This window comes from Glycomyces dulcitolivorans (genome assembly GCF_003265355.1).
GTDB classification, from domain to species: Bacteria; Actinomycetota; Actinomycetes; order Mycobacteriales; family Micromonosporaceae; genus Glycomyces; species Glycomyces dulcitolivorans.
Window position 1 is genome coordinate 1 of record NZ_QFRW01000268.1, and the last position, 14,856, is coordinate 14,856.

17 protein-coding genes and 1 tRNA gene are annotated in these 14,856 nt (G+C 70.9%); 10 read left to right on the plus strand and 8 right to left on the minus strand.

Translation table 11 applies throughout. From position 1 onward, the window contains the following. Both DI269_RS17745 and DI269_RS17750 read left to right on the plus strand, forming a co-directional pair. The coding region (locus tag DI269_RS17745; RefSeq protein ID WP_112138278.1) for an LCP family protein at positions 1-1,101 on the plus strand (1,101 nt) is incomplete at its 5' end. Positions 1,102-1,310: 209 nt separating this feature from the next. Then, the gene (locus DI269_RS17750) at positions 1,311-2,129 is read left to right on the plus strand and encodes an SAM-dependent methyltransferase (RefSeq protein WP_112138279.1); all 819 of its coding nucleotides are present in this window, start codon (positions 1,311-1,313) and stop codon (positions 2,127-2,129) included. Between the two features lie 146 nt (positions 2,130-2,275). Here the strand turns inward: DI269_RS17750 and DI269_RS17755 are convergent, their stop codons facing one another. Continuing rightward, positions 2,276-3,163 carry a helix-turn-helix domain-containing protein gene (locus DI269_RS17755; protein ID WP_408612306.1) on the minus strand — a complete coding sequence of 296 codons (888 nt, stop codon included), beginning with the start codon at positions 3,161-3,163 and terminating at the stop codon, positions 2,276-2,278. 110 nt (positions 3,164-3,273) lie between these two features. After that, entirely contained in the window at positions 3,274-3,519 is a 246-nt protein-coding gene (locus DI269_RS17760) for a DUF397 domain-containing protein (RefSeq protein WP_112138281.1), read from the minus strand. Between the two features lie 548 nt (positions 3,520-4,067). Between DI269_RS17760 and DI269_RS17765 the strand changes: the two genes are divergently transcribed. Beyond that, a complete protein-coding gene (locus tag DI269_RS17765; RefSeq protein WP_157975066.1) occupies positions 4,068-4,358 on the plus strand; it encodes a hypothetical protein in 291 nt (96 codons plus the stop codon). A gap of 126 nt (positions 4,359-4,484) precedes the next feature. Here the strand turns inward: DI269_RS17765 and DI269_RS17770 are convergent, their stop codons facing one another. From DI269_RS17770 to DI269_RS17775, 3 genes are read right to left on the minus strand one after another with little or no spacing between them, the layout of a single operon-like run. After that, positions 4,485-4,697, minus strand: coding sequence for a hypothetical protein (locus tag DI269_RS17770; RefSeq protein WP_112138285.1), 213 nt, complete (start codon positions 4,695-4,697; stop codon positions 4,485-4,487). Then, complete coding sequence (locus DI269_RS27185) at positions 4,694-4,849, minus strand: hypothetical protein (RefSeq protein ID WP_157975067.1); 156 nt, start codon at positions 4,847-4,849, stop codon at positions 4,694-4,696. Before DI269_RS27185 ends, DI269_RS17770 begins: the two co-directional genes overlap by 4 nt. Then, the gene (locus tag DI269_RS17775; RefSeq protein WP_112138287.1) at positions 4,846-5,772 is read right to left on the minus strand and encodes a 5'-methylthioadenosine/S-adenosylhomocysteine nucleosidase family protein; all 927 of its coding nucleotides are present in this window, start codon (positions 5,770-5,772) and stop codon (positions 4,846-4,848) included. The genes DI269_RS27185 and DI269_RS17775 overlap by 4 nt, the downstream gene beginning before the upstream one ends. 147 nt (positions 5,773-5,919) lie before the next feature. Here DI269_RS17775 and DI269_RS17780 point away from each other — a divergent pair, with 147 nt between their 5' ends. Next, the gene (locus tag DI269_RS17780; protein ID WP_112138290.1) at positions 5,920-6,615 is read left to right on the plus strand and encodes an NUDIX domain-containing protein; all 696 of its coding nucleotides are present in this window, start codon (positions 5,920-5,922) and stop codon (positions 6,613-6,615) included. Between the two features lie 9 nt (positions 6,616-6,624). Here the strand turns inward: DI269_RS17780 and DI269_RS17785 are convergent, their stop codons facing one another. The 3 genes from DI269_RS17785 to DI269_RS17795 form a co-directional block, all read right to left on the minus strand. After that, on the minus strand, positions 6,625-7,818 hold the full coding sequence (locus DI269_RS17785) for a hypothetical protein (protein WP_112138292.1): 1,194 nt from the start codon (positions 7,816-7,818) through the stop codon (positions 6,625-6,627). 158 nt (positions 7,819-7,976) lie between these two features. Next, positions 7,977-8,052: transfer RNA gene (locus DI269_RS17790), tRNA-Arg, on the minus strand. A gap of 14 nt (positions 8,053-8,066) precedes the next feature. After that, positions 8,067-9,821, minus strand: coding sequence for a glycerol-3-phosphate dehydrogenase/oxidase (locus DI269_RS17795; protein WP_112138294.1), 1,755 nt, complete (start codon positions 9,819-9,821; stop codon positions 8,067-8,069). A gap of 69 nt (positions 9,822-9,890) precedes the next feature. On the opposite strand from DI269_RS17795, the gene DI269_RS17800 reads away from it, so the two are divergent. The 6 genes from DI269_RS17800 to DI269_RS17825 all read left to right on the plus strand — a co-directional run bounded on the left by DI269_RS17800 (position 9,891) and on the right by DI269_RS17825 (position 14,821). After that, positions 9,891-10,613 (plus strand): metal-sensitive transcriptional repressor family protein, encoded by a 723-nt coding sequence (locus DI269_RS17800; RefSeq protein ID WP_112138297.1) that lies wholly within the window; start codon positions 9,891-9,893, stop codon positions 10,611-10,613. A 46-nt stretch (positions 10,614-10,659) separates the two neighbouring features. Next, positions 10,660-11,025, plus strand: a complete 366-nt coding sequence (gene folB / locus DI269_RS17805; protein ID WP_112138299.1) for a dihydroneopterin aldolase — start codon at positions 10,660-10,662, stop codon at positions 11,023-11,025. Continuing rightward, entirely contained in the window at positions 11,022-11,543 is a 522-nt protein-coding gene (gene folK / locus DI269_RS17810; RefSeq protein WP_112138301.1) for a 2-amino-4-hydroxy-6-hydroxymethyldihydropteridine diphosphokinase, read from the plus strand. The genes folB and folK overlap by 4 nt, the downstream gene beginning before the upstream one ends. Positions 11,544-11,598: 55 nt before the next feature. Continuing rightward, the gene (locus DI269_RS17815; protein ID WP_157975068.1) at positions 11,599-12,090 is read left to right on the plus strand and encodes a DUF3180 domain-containing protein; all 492 of its coding nucleotides are present in this window, start codon (positions 11,599-11,601) and stop codon (positions 12,088-12,090) included. A gap of 82 nt (positions 12,091-12,172) precedes the next feature. Then, entirely contained in the window at positions 12,173-13,471 is a 1,299-nt protein-coding gene (locus DI269_RS17820) for a hypothetical protein (RefSeq protein ID WP_112138307.1), read from the plus strand. A gap of 36 nt (positions 13,472-13,507) precedes the next feature. Next, complete coding sequence (locus tag DI269_RS17825) at positions 13,508-14,821, plus strand: hypothetical protein (protein WP_112138309.1); 1,314 nt, start codon at positions 13,508-13,510, stop codon at positions 14,819-14,821. The last annotated feature ends 35 nt before the right edge of the window (positions 14,822-14,856 follow it).

Here is a 14,856-nt window from a genome sequence, read left to right on the forward strand (position 1 = left end):
GGGGGCGGCGCGCGCGTCGCCTCGGCGGCGGCCGGCGGACCGACCCGGCGGGGCCTCATCGGCTCCGGGATCGGCCTGGTGGCCTCCATCGCGGCCACCGGCGGCGGTTTCGCGATCTGGTCGACCGCCAAGACCACCGACGCGGACCTCGACCGCCCGTTCGACCTGGAGGCGATCCCCGACGAGGACCGCCCCGACCGGCTCAACGAGGCCCTGAACATCCTCATCGTCGGCTCCGACGCCCGCGAGGGCCAGGACGAGAGCGAAGCGCGCTCCGACACCAACATCATCATGCACGTCTCCGAGGACGGGACCGAGGCGTACGGCGTCTCCATCCCCCGCGACCTCTACGTGCACATCCCCGAGTACGCCGAGGCGAGCAACTACCCCGAGTACACCGGGACGGACGCGAAGTTCAACGCCGCGTACGCGTGGGGCGGCGTGCCGCTGACCGTGCTCACCATCGAGGACTTCACCGGCGTCCGCATCGACCACGTCGTCGAGATCGACTTCGCGGGCCTCGTGCAGGTCGTCGACGCCCTCGGCACGGTCACGATCGACATCGAGGCCGCCGACGCCGACGGCTACATCACCGACGAGCCCGGCGTCGAGTCGATCCACGGCGACCACATGTTCTTCCCGGCGGGCCCGACCGAGCTCACCGGCGAGCAGGCGCTCGACTACGTGCGCCAGCGCAAGCAGTGGGCCCGCGGCGACTTCGCGCGCATGCAGCACCAGCAGGACCTCATCAAGGCCATCATGGACTCCGCGCTGAGCGCGGGCGTCCTGACCGACCAGGGCAAGCTCACCGACTTCATCGACTCCACTTCGGACGCGGTGAAGGTCGACACCGAGTTCAACGTCGTGGCGACGGCGATCAGCCTCATGGACCTGCGCAGCGACGACCTGGTCTTCATGACCACGCCGAACCTCGGCACGGACACGATCGACGGCGAGTCGGTGGTCGTCTACTCGTACGACCTGGAGAACGCCGCGAACGACAACCCGGAGGCGACGACCCTCTGGGACGCGATCCGCGAGGACACCGTCAGCGCCTGGATCGACGCCAACCCCGACCTCGCCGGCCTCGGCGAGGAATAGGCACCGCGCGAAGGGCCCGGCCGGAAGGCCGGGCCCTTCGCCGTCTCCCGACACCAGTGCGAAGCCGTAAGTCCGAAGTGGCCGATGATGTCACCGATTCGGTTGCGCCCATTGGGACTCGTGTGGCTGCATAGGGTGATCCCGAAGCCCGGCAGTGTGATCAAGGTCGTACGATGTGCGCAACGTTCCTTCGATGAAGAGGCTGAGCCATGGCAGAGAACGAAGATTACGTGCCCGATTTCGACATCTCCAGGCCGACCATCGCGCGCGTCTACGACGCGATCCTCGGCGGCAAGGACAACTTCGCCGCCGACCGCGAGGGCCGGGACGCGTACATGAAGTACGTGCCCAACGCCAAGGACGTCGCGCTCGACAACCGCGAGGGCCTGCGCAAGGGCGTCGAGTACATCGCCAAGCAGGGTGTGGACCAGTTCCTCGACATCGGCGCCGGCCTGCCGACGATGCAGAACACGCACCAGATCGCCCAGGCGGTCAACCCCGACGCCACCGTGGTCTACGTGGACAACGACCCGATCGTGCTGGCGCACGGCCGGGCCCTGCTGGCCACCAACAAGTCCACGACGATCGTGACGGCCGACCTGCGCGACCCCCAGAGCATCCTGACGAACAAGGAGATCCTGGACGCGCTCGACTTCACGCGCCCCATCGGGCTCATGGTCGTGGGCCTCCACATGCACTTCCACGACGACGAGCAGCCCGACGAGTGGGTGCGGGTCCTCATGGAGGCCTGCCCGAGCGGGTCCTACCTGCTCATCACCGACTTCGTGAACACCGGGGAGCCCCTCCAGAAGGCCATCGAGCAGGCCGGCCTGGAGTCCCTCGGCAACGGCTGGATCCGCACGCCGGAGCGCATCAGGGAGCACTTCCTGGGCCTGCCGCTGGTCGACGACAAGATCGACTTCATCCCGCGCTGGTTCCCCGGCGAGCCCGACCGCGAGGTGCCCGATGAAGCGGACATCGAGCCGTGGCACAAGATCATGATGGGCGGCGTCGCCTACAAGGCGTAACGCGATTCGAAGGCGCGCGACCGCGGTCGCGCGCCTTCGGCGTGTCCGGAGGTTACCGGGGGGTCTCACCCGATGGGGTGAATTCGTTTGGAACGGACAGGAGCGTCCAGGCCCGGATCCCGGTGATCGAAACCGAGGATCGATCACTAGGAGTAGTGGTCGCGGATGATCCGGTTGATGATGTCGGGCGTCTCGCGCGGCTGGGCGGCCTGGACGCACAGGTGCTCCATCGCCGCCTGGTAGGCGTCCACATCGGCGTCGCGGTCGAGGTACAGGCCGCCGGTGAGGTGCTCCATGTAGATGACGTCCTTGAGCTCCGGGTACGCGAAGCGCAGCCAGGTGAACGGCGCGCCGGCGCCGGAGTGGGCGCCGCTGGAGAACGGGACGACCTGGATGCGCACGTTGGGGCGGTCGCAGGCCTCGATGAGCGAGGTGAGCTGCTCGCGCATGACGGTGCGCCCGCCGAACGGCCGGTGCAGCGCCGCCTCGTCGATGACCGTCCACAGTGTGGCGGGCTCGTGCTCGCGGTCGAGGACCTTCTGGCGTGCGATGCGCACGTCGATCCGGTAGTCGATCTCCTGGAGCGGGGTGTGCCCGTAGCCGAGCATGAGCAGCGAGCGGGCGTAGTCGCGGGACTGGAGCAGGCCCGGGACCAGCTGCACCTCGTAGGTGCGGATGGTCGAGGCGGCGGTCTCCATGTCCAGATAGGTGCTGAACCAGTCCGGCAGCGCCTCGCCGTAGCGGTGCCACCAGCTGGGCCGGTTGGCCTCGCGGCACAGTTCGAGTACGCGCTCGACCTCGCCCTCGTCGGTGACGCCGTACATGACCATGAGGTCCTCGACGTCCCTGAGCCGGAACGAGACCCGTCCCAGCTCCATGCGGCTGATCTTCGACTCGGAGCCGCGGATCTCGTAGGCGGCCTCGCCTCGGGTGATGTTCGCGCCCTCGCGGAGGCGGCGCAGCTGCCCGCCGATGATCATCCGCAGGGCTGTGGGCCCGGTCGGGTTGTCCTCTTTGCTCGCCATACCGCCCACCTCCTCTCGCGGGGATCTCTCCGTAGGGAACAACTCACCCTGACAGGGTAGCCCGTCGGGCCGGTCCTGCCAGGGTGAGTGTGCAGCCCTTGGGCTTTCGTCTTCCGGCCCTAAGCGATCAGGTCGTCGAACTCGCCGTCTTTCGCGCCCTCGACGAGGGCGCGGATCTCGGCGATCGTGTAGACGAGGGCGGGGCCCTCGGGGAAGCGTGAGTTGCGGACCGCGATGTCGTCCCCGCCGGGGAGCGCTGCCAGCTCGACGCAGTTGCCGCCGTTCGGGCCGCTGCGGCTGCTCTTGCGCCACGTCAGCGACGAGGGGAGTTCCCCTGCCGGGATTCCGTTGCGTGCCTTGTCCATAGAGATTCCTTCCACCAGTGGCCGGTAGGTCCGGCCGGATTCTCTCGTGCCGACCGACCGCCGGAGGCGTGGAACCGGGTTCCGCGGGCCTACCAGATGCTCGCCCCGGCGGACGATTCCGACATCCCCGTAGTCGATCGGATCAAGTGTCGCACATTACACACAGTCACTGCACGGGAGGATGGGCGCGCAGATGCACGTGCATCTGCCCGGTGTCGATGCATGTTACGATGAATGTGACAATGCACATAGACACGGCCGCGGAAGGTGTGCGACCGTTGTCACGGACTCAAATGCCGCTAACCGACGTTCCTGGCAGCGACAGGCGGAACCGCCCGAAACCTCCGGTTTCATGGCGGCAATCGCCTTCGCGGACGGGCGTCGCGCATCGCACAACCGAACACGCCAGTCGTCGTCATGCAGAGCCTGGCCGGGCCCCGCTCCGGTGAGGCCCGATCGTCGCCCGGAGAGGGGTTGGGTGCCATATGGAACGTCTCGAGGCGCAGACGTTGCTACAGGCAGCCGCGGCAGGCAAGCTGCGGAGTTCGATGTGCCAGCAGGTGATGGCCATCGAGTACGACCGCAGCGGCCAGGTGCTGTACCGCTGCGCCCGCTCCTGCGGCAAGCACACCGCGGACGCCGCCCAGGTCCAGGCAGGACTCCTGTGGCACTACCGCGGACGCAGCATGGGCGAGCACTACGGGCTCCCCGACGAGGACATCGTGGACGACATGTTCGCCTCCCTCCAGCTCGCCTGGATCCGAGACGGCGACATCTACACGGCGCGCTTCCGCTTATCGCAGCGCGCCCCGGAGACCTTTCTCTATTTGGTGGGATAGAGCTTCGGGGAGGCCGGTGGGGGCCTCCCCGAGCTCTTCACCAACTCGAACACATCGCGAACAGTGCTGACACACTGAAAAACGGGCGGGACCCAAGCGGCCCCGCCCGTTCTCGTACCCGGCCGGTCAATGCCCGGAACCGACCGGGTCCGCCTTGCGACCGGCCTCGCGCCGGTGCCGCCCTTCCGCGCCCCGCGGCTCCAGGGCCGCACCGACATAGCCGCGGGCCCCGTCGCCCATCGCCCCGATCGTCACCGTCGCACCGGACCCGACGACCCCGATCTGCATGTTCCCGATCCGGGCGCCCCCGAACAGGTCGAATCCGCTGTCCTCGTTCATGACGATTCCTTCCTCTGCATCGGGAGCCAGGCGAGGAGGGCGGCGAAGAGCACGAGCCGGTCCCCGGCCGGGAGTGCGGCGTCCCCGCGGAACCGCTGCCCCCGGTCGGGCGGTGCGGTCGTCCTGGGCGGGGTCGCCGCGGTAGCGGTCACGGCTCCTCGTAGTGGCGGTAGGGCTGGTGGACGTGACCGGTCGAGTTGGGGCCGATCGAACCGATGGTCGTGTTGGTGTGGCTGCCGATGCTGCCGGTGTACATGTCGCCGTTGGGGGTGAAGGTGAAGGTCGTGTCGGACCTCGGCGCCGGCGGGACCGGCGTGACGGGCTCGGGGTCGTACCGGTCGAGGAGCGCGAGGGCGAAGGCGCCCGCGCGGCGGGCCGCCATCGGCTGGGTCTGCTTGTCGGTCTCCTTGTCCTTGTCGTGCAGGCGGTCCGAGATGCCGCGGATGACGGTCGCCTCGACGCCGCGGGCTTTCCGGGCCGCCGCCATGGCGCCGAAGCCCTCCATGTCGATCGCGGTCGCGTCGCCGCAGTGCTGGCGGATGAGCTCGGCGGTGTACGAGGTGCTCCCGGTGACGACCTTGCCGCCGGAGGCGATCGGGCGGTGGTGGACCGCCGGTGCGGTGTCGGCCTCGGGCTCGGCCCGCCAGATCCAGGTGCCTTCGATGCCGACCCGCTTGGCCTGCTCGTCGAGGACCGCGGAGGTCGGGAGGGAGTCGATCCGGGGGAGGTACTCCAGGTCGGTGTCCTGGCCGCCCTCGTACCCGTAGACCTTGGTCGCGGCGACGACGTCGCCGACCTCGGAGCTGCGGAGGCCGCCGCCGACGCCGACGAGCAGGAGGACCTGGGGCTCCCAGGCGGCGAGGGCGCGCTCGACCGCGGCCGAGGTCTCGGCGTTGCCCCTGCCGGTGAGGGCCAGGACGAGTCGCCATTCGGCCTTGCGGCCCCGGAAGTCGAACAGCTCGTAGATCGAGTCGCGGCGCTGCTCTTCGGTCGCCGTGCCGCCGAGCAGGTCGCGGACGGCGCGGTATTCGAGTTCGAGAGGCGTGCAGATGACGGCGGTCGGACGGGTGGTCATGCGGTGCTCCGTGGGGTGTGGGGTCCGGGCTCGGCGACGGGGATCCGGAGGGCCGGCCCTGGCGAATATTGTTTATTGTCCAATTGACTGTTATGATCGTACGGGTGAACGCGAATTATTGTCAAGTCACCAAGAAGGGGGATTTCGATGAGCGAACGGCAACCGCGGGGAGAGAACACCGCGGACGTGGTCATCCTGACCATCCGCGAGGAGCGCCTGGAGGTCCTGCTGGTCCGGCGCGGCAAAGCGCCCTTCGAGGGGATGCTCGCGATCCCGGGCGGGTACCTGGAACCGGGAGAGGACCTGTGGCAGGCCGCGGAGCGCGAGCTCCAGGAGGAGACCGCGCTGGACGGGCTGACGCCCCATCTCGAACTGGTGGGGGTCTACTCCGATCCCGGTCGCGATCCGCGCGGGCGCGTGGTGACGGCGGCGTTCGTCGCGATGATCCCCGATCCCCCGGTCGCGCGGGCGGGCGGCGACGCCGCCGCGACCCAGTGGCTGCCGGTCGACAAGGCGCTCAAGGAGCCCCTGGCATTCGACCACCGCCTGATCCTCGCCGACGCCGTGACCAAGGCGGGCGACAGCCTCGCGCTGTCGACTTCGGCCACCGCGTTCTGCCGGGAGGAGTTCACGGTCTCCGAACTGCGCCGCGTCTACGAGATCGTCTGGGACTGCAAGCTCGATCCGGGAAACTTCTACCGCAAGGTCACCAAGATCGACGGGTTCATCGAGAGCACCGGCGGCAAGACCACCCGTGACGGCGGCCGACCCGCGGCGTTGTACCGCGCAGGGGCGAGGAAGTGGCTTCCGACGTCCATTCCCCGCCCCGAGGCCAGCGCTTAGATTGCGCCGCTAGTGGTTTCGGGCCGTTCGGATTGCCAGGGCCCCTCCAGCGACGGCCAGGAGGGCGGCGATCCAGAGGCCTGCTCCGGGGCCGGTGACGGGGAGGCGGGGGCGGTGGGCCTCGTCCTCGTCGTCGGCGGGCTCGTCGGTGGGGTCGGGCTGCGCGGAGTCGGAGACGCATTCGACGGAGAAGGACGGGCCGGTGGTGTCGCCGTCGGTGACTTCGATGGGCTGGACGGTGGCGCCGTCGACCGGGAAGTGGGCGTCGCTGAGGATCTGGACCTGGTAGGAGCCGGGGAAGACCTGGTCGAAGGTGAAGGTGTCGTCCTCGGAGAGCGAGGCGACGACCGGGGCGCCGTCGACGATGACCGGTGCGCCTTCGGTGTCGAGGAGTTCGAGGGAGACCTCGCCGAACATGTCGTCGCAGGAGCCGATGGTGTCGGGGTCGGTGGGGTCGCCCGGTTCGGACGGGGCGGAGATCAGGATCGGCTTGAGCGGGGTGACCACTTCGTAGGCCTCGGCGGCGACCCAGAACTGGAACATGGGCATGCCGGTGAAGTCGGTGAAGGTGAACGTCAGCGAGGCGATGGAGGCGGTCGGCTGGAACCAGCCGGTCGCGCCGACGGTGTCGCCGGTGTTCTGGCCGGTCAGCGACATGGTCGCCGCGTTCCAGGTGGGCTGGTCGGTGGCGGCGGAGTTGCAGCCGGCGGGGCGCGGGGAGTTCTGGCAGAGGTTGAACGAGCTCTGGTAGCCGAGGTCGGCGGCGGTGAGGGCGTTGCCGGAGGAGTCGGTGCCGGAGATCTGGACCATGTCGACGTCGATGTCCCCCAAGGCGAAGCCCCAGTCCGCGGGCGGCGTCGCGGCGTCGAAGGTGAGGGTCGTCGTCGACGGACTGTTGTTCGACGTGGTGCCGATGCCCATGTAGCCCTGGTTCCTGGAGGAGCCGAACGCGGCGCCGAACGGGGTGTCCTCGCCCATCCAGATCGACTGGCCCGAACGGATCATCACCGGCGAGCCGTTCGTGGTGAGGTCGGCCCCCGGGAAGCCCGCGGCCGGGCTCGACATGCCGTAGTTCCCGTTGCCGCCGTTCCATCCCGCATACCCGGGGTCGGCCGCGAAGGCCGCCGAGGGGACGAACGCCGCCGCGGTGGCCGCGGCGGCGACGGTGCCGATTCGTATCCATTGTGAACTTGGTTTCCGCATGGCACGATCGTTGCAAATCGCCCGGAGGGAACCCTCATGCGACACGCGAGGCGCGTCCGCCCGGGCCCTCAGTGCGCCCCGAAGGCACGTCAGTGAGTTTCGGAGAATTTCCGGTGATCTGTCCGAGAGTTCTGGAGTGGGATTGCCGCTGAACGGGCTGGTGCCCCAGGCAGGATTCGAACCTGCGACGCACGGTTTAGGAAACCGACGCTCTATCCCCTGAGCTACTGGGGCGACGGAAGCCGAGTCTAGCCGATCGGTCGGAAGCGGGCGAGGCGGCGCAGCTCGACTGCGGCGAGCCTGGCGGTCTCGGCCGCGTCGTCGTCGGGCTGCTGCTGGGAGCGGCGCTCGGCGTCGACGCGGTGCAGGTAGGTCTCGACTTCGAGGGCGCGGCGCGGCTCCTCCCAGCCGAGGACGGCGCCCGCGAGGGAGGCCGCGTCCATCGCCGCGCGGGTGCCCCGGTCGAAGGACTCGATCGACAGGCGCAGCCGCCGCGTCAGCAGGTCGTCCAAGTGCAGCGCACCCTCGTACCGGGCCGCGTAGACGACCTCGGCGCGCAGGTAGTCGCTCTCGGCGATCGGGCGGCCGAGCTGGGGCTGCTCCGTGATCATCCGCAGGAGTTGAGGCGCGAGGTTTCCGTAGCGCCGGAGCAGGTGCTCCACGACCCGCACCGAGACCTTGCTCCGCTTCGCCAGCTTCTCGCGGGCCGCCCAGTAGACCTCGAAGGCGTCCGCCCCGAGGAGGGGAAGAAGGTGCGTGCCGCTGGCCGGGACGTCGGGGCCGATGCGCGCCGCGGCGGCGTCGATCGCGTCCTTCGCCATGATCCGGTAGGTCGTGAGCTTGCCGCCCGCCACGAAGAACAGGCCTGGCTCGGGTTCCACCACCGCGTGTTCGCGGCTGAGCTTCGAGGTCTCCTCGGTCTCGCCTCGCAGGAGCGGGCGCAGTCCGGCATAGACGCCTTCTACTTGGGAGACATCGAGTCTCCGGCCCAGCACGTCGCTCGCCTGCTGGAGCAGGTAGGCGACATCGCTCGCCGAAGCCGCCGGGTGCGCCGGGTCCAACGACCATTCGGTGTCCGTCGTCCCGATGAGCCAGTGCCGGTCCCACGGGATGATGAACAGGACGCTCCACTTCGTCCGCGAGATGATCCCCGCCGAGCCCCTGATCGCCGACCCGGGAAGCACCAAGTGCACGCCCTTCGACGCCTTCACCGCCATGCCCGACCGCTCCGGCAGCATCCGCGCCAGCTCGTCGCTCCACACGCCCGCCGCGCAGACCACCGTGCGCGCCTTGACGTTCCGCTTCACGCCCGACTCGACGTCGAGCACCTCCACCCCGGTGAGCCGGCCCCCGTCGCGGGTGAAGCCGACCGTCTGCGCCGAGGTCGCCACCGCCGCGCCCAAAGACGCCGCCGTCCGGGCCAGCGCCACCACCAGCCGCGCGTCGTCGACCTGCGCGTCGAAGTACCGGATCGCGCCCTTGATGTGCGGGTCCAGGTCGGGGAACGCCCGCAGCGCGCCCGCGCGGGACAGATGCCGGTGCCACGGCAGGCCCCCGCGGCTGCGGCCGGCGCCGAGCGCGGTCGCGAGGACGTCGTAGGCCGCGACCCCGGCGCCGTAGTAGGCCCGTTCCCAGATCCCCTTGAGCGGCAAGAGGAAAGGTACGGGCCGCACGAGGTGCGGGGCGAGGCTGCCGGCGAGGAGGCCGCGTTCGGTGAGGGCCTCGTGGACGAGGCCGAGTTCGAGCTGCTCCAGGTAGCGCAGGCCGCCGTGGACGAGCTTGCTCGACCGCGAGGAGGTGCCGGAGGCCAGGTCGCGGGCCTCGACGAGCGCCGTCTTGAGGCCCCGCGAGGCCGCGTCGACGGCGGCTCCGGCGCCCGTGGCGCCGCCGCCGACGACGAGGACGTCGAACTCCTCTTTCCCGAGCCGCTCCAGGTCCGCCCGCCGCCGCTCCGGGGAGAGGCGGCCGGCCTGGGACCGGGTCCAGGAGGCGGGCGTGCGCATGCGTTCACGATACGTGCAGCGAGCTGGGCTGACACCCGTCTCCGCGCACCCGGCGCGTAAATTGGAGGGGTGAGCACGCCACCCCCTTCGCGCCCGGACAAGCTCACCGTCTTCGCCCGGTTCCTCCAGTTCAAACTGCGGGTCCCGGTCATCGTCGCGGTGTGCGCCTCGATCCCCGCAGTGTTCCTCACCGTCTGGACCGACGGCGACCTCGCGTTCGCGGGCAAGGCGATCGGCTGGGTCGCCGGGGCCGTCCTGTGGTTCGAGTCCGTGGTGCTGCTGCTCGCGGCCGAGCACAAGCGCGACTGGCTGTGGCGGCACAAGTGGATGCTGCTGGTGTGCGCGCTGACCCTCGTCAGCCTCGTCGTCGCCGCGGGCGGCGCTCAGGTCCTGCGCCTCGCGTACCTGGTCGGGACGATCCGGGTGCTGCGCGCCAAGCGGATCATCGACGTCGCGGGCATCCTCTCCCGGCGCCTGAGCCTCGGCCTGTGGTGGAAGTCGGGCCTGTTCACGGGCGCGGGCGTCGTCACGGCCGGGATCGCCGCGGTGCTCCTGTTCGACCCGGACGCCGAGTACCGCGAACTCCTGCACTGGTTCGACGCGAACCTGCGGCTCCTCCCGATCCTCCTCGCGGGCGCGGTCCTGGCGGTCGCCACGTGGTACTTCGTGCGCCAGCGCGCGGTCGCCCGCCGTGCCGCCAGAGCGGCGGGGACCGCGGTCGCCGTCCCTGAACCGCGCCGGAGCGCCGACGCCCAGCTGGATGCGGCGGTCGAAGCGGCCGAAACCCCCTGAGATCGTCCTTCCTCGACCGGGGAGGCGGTTCGAGTAGGCTCGGGCCGTGGATACCGACCTGATCACCCTGACCGGACTGCGCGTCCACGGGCGCCACGGCGTCTTCGACTTCGAGCGGGACGCCGGGCAGGACTTCATCGTCGACGTCTCCCTCCGCACCTCCACCGCCGAGGCCGCCGCCAGCGACGACCTCAAGCACACCGTCGACTACGGCGCGCTCGCCGACTCGCTCGCCGCGATCGTCGCGGGCGAGCCGGTCAACCTCATCGAGACCCTCGCCGAGCGACTCGCCGGCGCCTGCCTCGCCCTCGACGGCGTCCGCGCCGCCAAAGTGACCGTCCACAAGCCACAGGCGCCGATCAGTCAGCAGTTCACCGACGTCGCCGTCACCATCGAGCGGAGTGCGCCATGAGCCGGGTCGTCTTCAGCATGGGCTCCAACCTGGGCGACCGCGAGGCCGCCCTGCGGGCCGCCATCGACGCGGTCGCCCCCGCCGCGGTCTCGGACGTGTACGAGACGCCGCCGTGGGGCGGGGACGACGAGCAGCCCGCCTACTTCAACATCGCCGTCATCGCCGACGACCCCGCGCGCTCGCCGCAGGACTGGCTCGAACTCGGGCAGCGCCTGGAGGCCGAGGCCGGGCGCGTGCGGGACCCCGAGCGGCCGTACGGGCCCCGGACCCTCGACGTCGACCTCATCGCGGTGTGGGACGGCGGCGCCCCCGTGCACTCCGAGGAGCCGCACCTGCGGCTGCCGCACCCGCTCGCGCATCTGCGGGCGTTCGTCCTGGTCCCGTGGTTCGCGGTCGACCGCGACGCCGAGCTTCCCGGGAAGGGCCGGGTGAGGGACCTGCTACGGGACGAGTCCGTCGCGGCGGACGCGCGCGCACTGCGCCGCCTTCACCCGATATGGTCAGAGCATCATGAGTGACGGGAAGCACGGTCCTACACCGAGTCTCCGACCGACCGCGCCGTCCACCCTCGCGGTGGCGGCACTCGTCGGAGCCGCCTTGACGCTGCTCCTCGTCGCCCGCTTCTACCAGCAGGCCCCCGACCTCGCCTGGTACAACTCCGTGGTCGTCCTCGCCCTCGCCGCGCTCCTCGCGTGGCTCGCCTGGACCACGCGGAAGACGCTGCACCCCAGCAAGAAGCGTCTACAGCAGGCCGCGATCGACGGGAGCGACCCGTCGCCCGCCCCCGGACGGCTCGACGGTCCGGAGCACGCGCTCCAGATCGCCCGCTTCGCCGTCCTCGGCAAGGCCGCCTCGATCGCCGGGGCCGCGTTCTTCGGCGCGTACCTCGGCTTCACCGTGTGGCTGGCGGTCCAGGCAGGACGCTTGACCGCCGCCGCCTCCGACCTCCCCGCGGCGGTGCTCGGCACCGTCGCCTGCGCCGCGCTCACCGCGGCCGCGGTCTGGCTGGAGCACTCCTGCCGCATCCCCCCGCAGGACGAGTCCGACCGCCCCGCCCGACCCTGAACCGACCCTCCCCGACCCCGTCCACACTGCTGAACCCATCCCCCCATATCCCCAATATCTCGCGCGTTTAGAGGTGCGCCCCATGAAATTCGACTCCCCATCCCGAAGCGGCGACCGCGACTCGACCTCGCAGATGAAAGCCGTCTCAGCGGGCGACGACGAGACGCCCGCCGACCGCATGGCGGTGCACGTGGTCTGGGAGATCGGACTGCTGCTGCTCGCCGGCGGCGTCCTGTTCGCCCTCACCCAGTCCTCCGGCGGCCCGTTCGCCGACGGCGGCTGGACCGCACTCACCGCCGCGCTCGCGCCGGTCGTCATGCTCGCCTGCGCGATGGCGGTGTCGCTTCGCGTCGGCGCCGTCAACCTCGCCGTCGGGCCGATCGCGCTGCTGTCGGCGTGGATGTTCGTCGACGCGTCCGGCTCCGGCTCGGCCATGGCGCTCGCCATGGGCCTGGGCGTCGCGGCGTTCACCGGCATCGTCCTCGCCACCCTGACCGCGTGGCTGCGCGCCCCTGGCTGGGCCGCGAGCGGCGCCGTCGGCGGCGCGATCGGCCTGTGGGCCGGGACCTCCGGCGACCCGGGCGCGTTCTCGCTCTCGGCGCTCCCGAGCACCGGCGTCCTCGCCGCGCTCGCGGGCGCGGCCGGCATCTCGCTGTTCCTCGGCCTGGTCGGCGCGTTCGCGGGCATCCGCGGGCGCCTCGCCCCGATCCGCGACACCCCGGCGGGCGAGCGGCACGGGCGCGGGGGACTGGTGTTCCTCGGCGTGCTGCTCTCCTCGTCCCTGGCGGGCGCGGCGGGCGTCGTCGCCGCCTGGACCTCGGTGCCGGACGCCGGCGCCGCCGGACTCCCGGACCCGATCCTGCTCACCGTGCTCGCGCTCGGCGCGGCCCTCCTGGGTGGGACGAGCCTCCTGGGCCGCCGCGGCGGCGTGTGCGGCACCGTGTTCGCCTCGCTCCTCGTGCTGTCCCTGATGTGGCTGGCCGAGGCGCGCGGCTGGAGCTTCGACCCGAGCTGGATCGCCTTGTCCGCCATCGTCGCCGGGTTCCTGGTGACCCGCCTGGTGGAGGCCATGAACCAGGTCGACGAGGCCGAGGCGGCCTCGACGTCGCGCGCCGGGTCGGTCGACGACCTGCGCGACGAGGACCCGCGCGACCGCTCCTCCGGCGACACCGGCCAGTACGAGCGCTACGACGAGGACCTCGCCGACCTCGGCTCCGGCGGCGACCCGTGGATCACGAACACGGGCGGCATCCGGACCGGCAACACCGGCGGCATCCCCAAGCCCGCGCCCGCGGACCCGTTCGGGGCCTCCGGCGCCTTCGACGACCTCCGCGACGGGTACGGGACCCGCTTCGACACCGACCGCCGCTACGGCCGCTGACCCATCGCCCTCCATCCCCCATAGAGGACAGAGAACATGACGTACGTACCCCCAGAACGCGACGAACTGCCCCTGGACCAGACCCAGCGGCCCGACATCGCGGCCGCCCCCGGCACCGGCCTGCCCGCACTCGGCAACGGCGTCGACAACCAGAGCGCCCAGCCCGTCGACCCCTTCGCGGGCCAGCCCGCGGTGACCGTGGGCTACGCCGAGACCGCCGCGCCCGTGCGGGACCGGGTGGTCTTCCAGTTCGTCTGGGAGGCCATCCTCCTGCTGCTGACCCTGAACGCGCTCTTCCTGGTCTACCAGCGCCAGGACGAGATCTTCGGCGGCGACGCCACCCTCGACTCGCTCGGGCCGTACTTCGCGAGCCTCACCTCGCTGCTGCTGATCGTCACCGGCTTCGGCATGACGCTGCGTCTGGGCGCGGTCAACCTCGCCGTCCCGGCCATGCCGATGCTCGCGCTGGGCCTGCCCTCGCTGTTCGTCGGCTCGAACCCGCTTGTGGGCCTGGGCTACACGGCCGGGGCCGCGCTCGTGCTTGCGATCCTGTTCCTCGTGCTCACGGTGGTCCTGCGCATCCCCGCGTGGCTCGCGGGCGTCGCGTCCCTCGTGGTCATCGCCGGGTCGATCCCCGCGCTCACCGAACTCGCCGAGCGGGTCGGCTCGGGCGAGCCCGGCACCTGGACGAACCCGGGCAACGTGTGGCTCTTCGCGGGCGCGGCCGCCCTCTCGGCGGCGGGCGGCCTGCTCGGCCTCCTCCCCGGCGTGCGCGACCGTTTCAGCAAGGTCAAGGGCGCGGCCGACGGCACCGGCGACCGCGAGGCCGGCTCGGTCTTCGCGCTCTTCGGCGGCACGTTCCTCGCGCTCCTCCTCGGCGGCGTCGCCGGCTTCCTCCCGGCCGTCTTCGGCGGCGGCGGGACCTCCTCGGAGTGGGTCCTCACCGGCATGTTCTCGGTGAGCACGCTCTCGGGCCTGGTCCTGACCCCGTTCGTGTTCCTCGTGGTCTTCCTCGCCGGCACCAGCCCCTGGGGCCGCCGCGGCCCGGTCCTCGGCACCGTCCTCGCCACGATCGCGGTGTGGGCGCTCCTCCTGGTGTGGAACAGCCTCCAGGGCCCGGCCTCCGATCCCGAGCTCTTCCGCAACTGGACCGGCGCCCTCTACGCCGGCCTGCTCCTCCTCGGCCTCTTCATCGCCTTCGGCCTCGACCGCCTCGGCCGCCCCAAAGAGCCCGTCGACGCCGACACCGAGCAGACCACCGAGCTGTCCCCCTACGACCCCGCCTTCACCAACGACGGCACCGGCCTCTTCGACCCCACCCTCCCGGACGCCACCCCCGCGACCAGGTAGCCGACCGCATCAAATGGCCGGGGGCCGGGCGCTTC

Coding starts and splice junctions, on each gene's coding strand:
- DI269_RS17770 (WP_112138285.1), bottom strand. CDS start 4,697: ATGAACGAGGACAGCGGATTCGACCTGTTCGGGGGCGCCCGGATCGGG.
- DI269_RS17775 (WP_112138287.1), bottom strand. CDS start 5,772: ATGACCACCCGTCCGACCGCCGTCATCTGCACGCCTCTCGAACTCGAA.
- DI269_RS17795 (WP_112138294.1), bottom strand. CDS start 9,821: ATGCGCACGCCCGCCTCCTGGACCCGGTCCCAGGCCGGCCGCCTCTCC.
- DI269_RS17820 (WP_112138307.1), top strand. CDS start 12,173: ATGAAATTCGACTCCCCATCCCGAAGCGGCGACCGCGACTCGACCTCG.
- DI269_RS17785 (WP_112138292.1), bottom strand. CDS start 7,818: ATGCGGAAACCAAGTTCACAATGGATACGAATCGGCACCGTCGCCGCC.
- DI269_RS17825 (WP_112138309.1), top strand. CDS start 13,508: ATGACGTACGTACCCCCAGAACGCGACGAACTGCCCCTGGACCAGACC.
- DI269_RS17765 (WP_157975066.1), top strand. CDS start 4,068: ATGTGCCAGCAGGTGATGGCCATCGAGTACGACCGCAGCGGCCAGGTG.
- DI269_RS17760 (WP_112138281.1), bottom strand. CDS start 3,519: ATGGACAAGGCACGCAACGGAATCCCGGCAGGGGAACTCCCCTCGTCG.
- DI269_RS17780 (WP_112138290.1), top strand. CDS start 5,920: ATGAGCGAACGGCAACCGCGGGGAGAGAACACCGCGGACGTGGTCATC.
- folK (WP_112138301.1), top strand. CDS start 11,022: ATGAGCCGGGTCGTCTTCAGCATGGGCTCCAACCTGGGCGACCGCGAG.
- DI269_RS17750 (WP_112138279.1), top strand. CDS start 1,311: ATGGCAGAGAACGAAGATTACGTGCCCGATTTCGACATCTCCAGGCCG.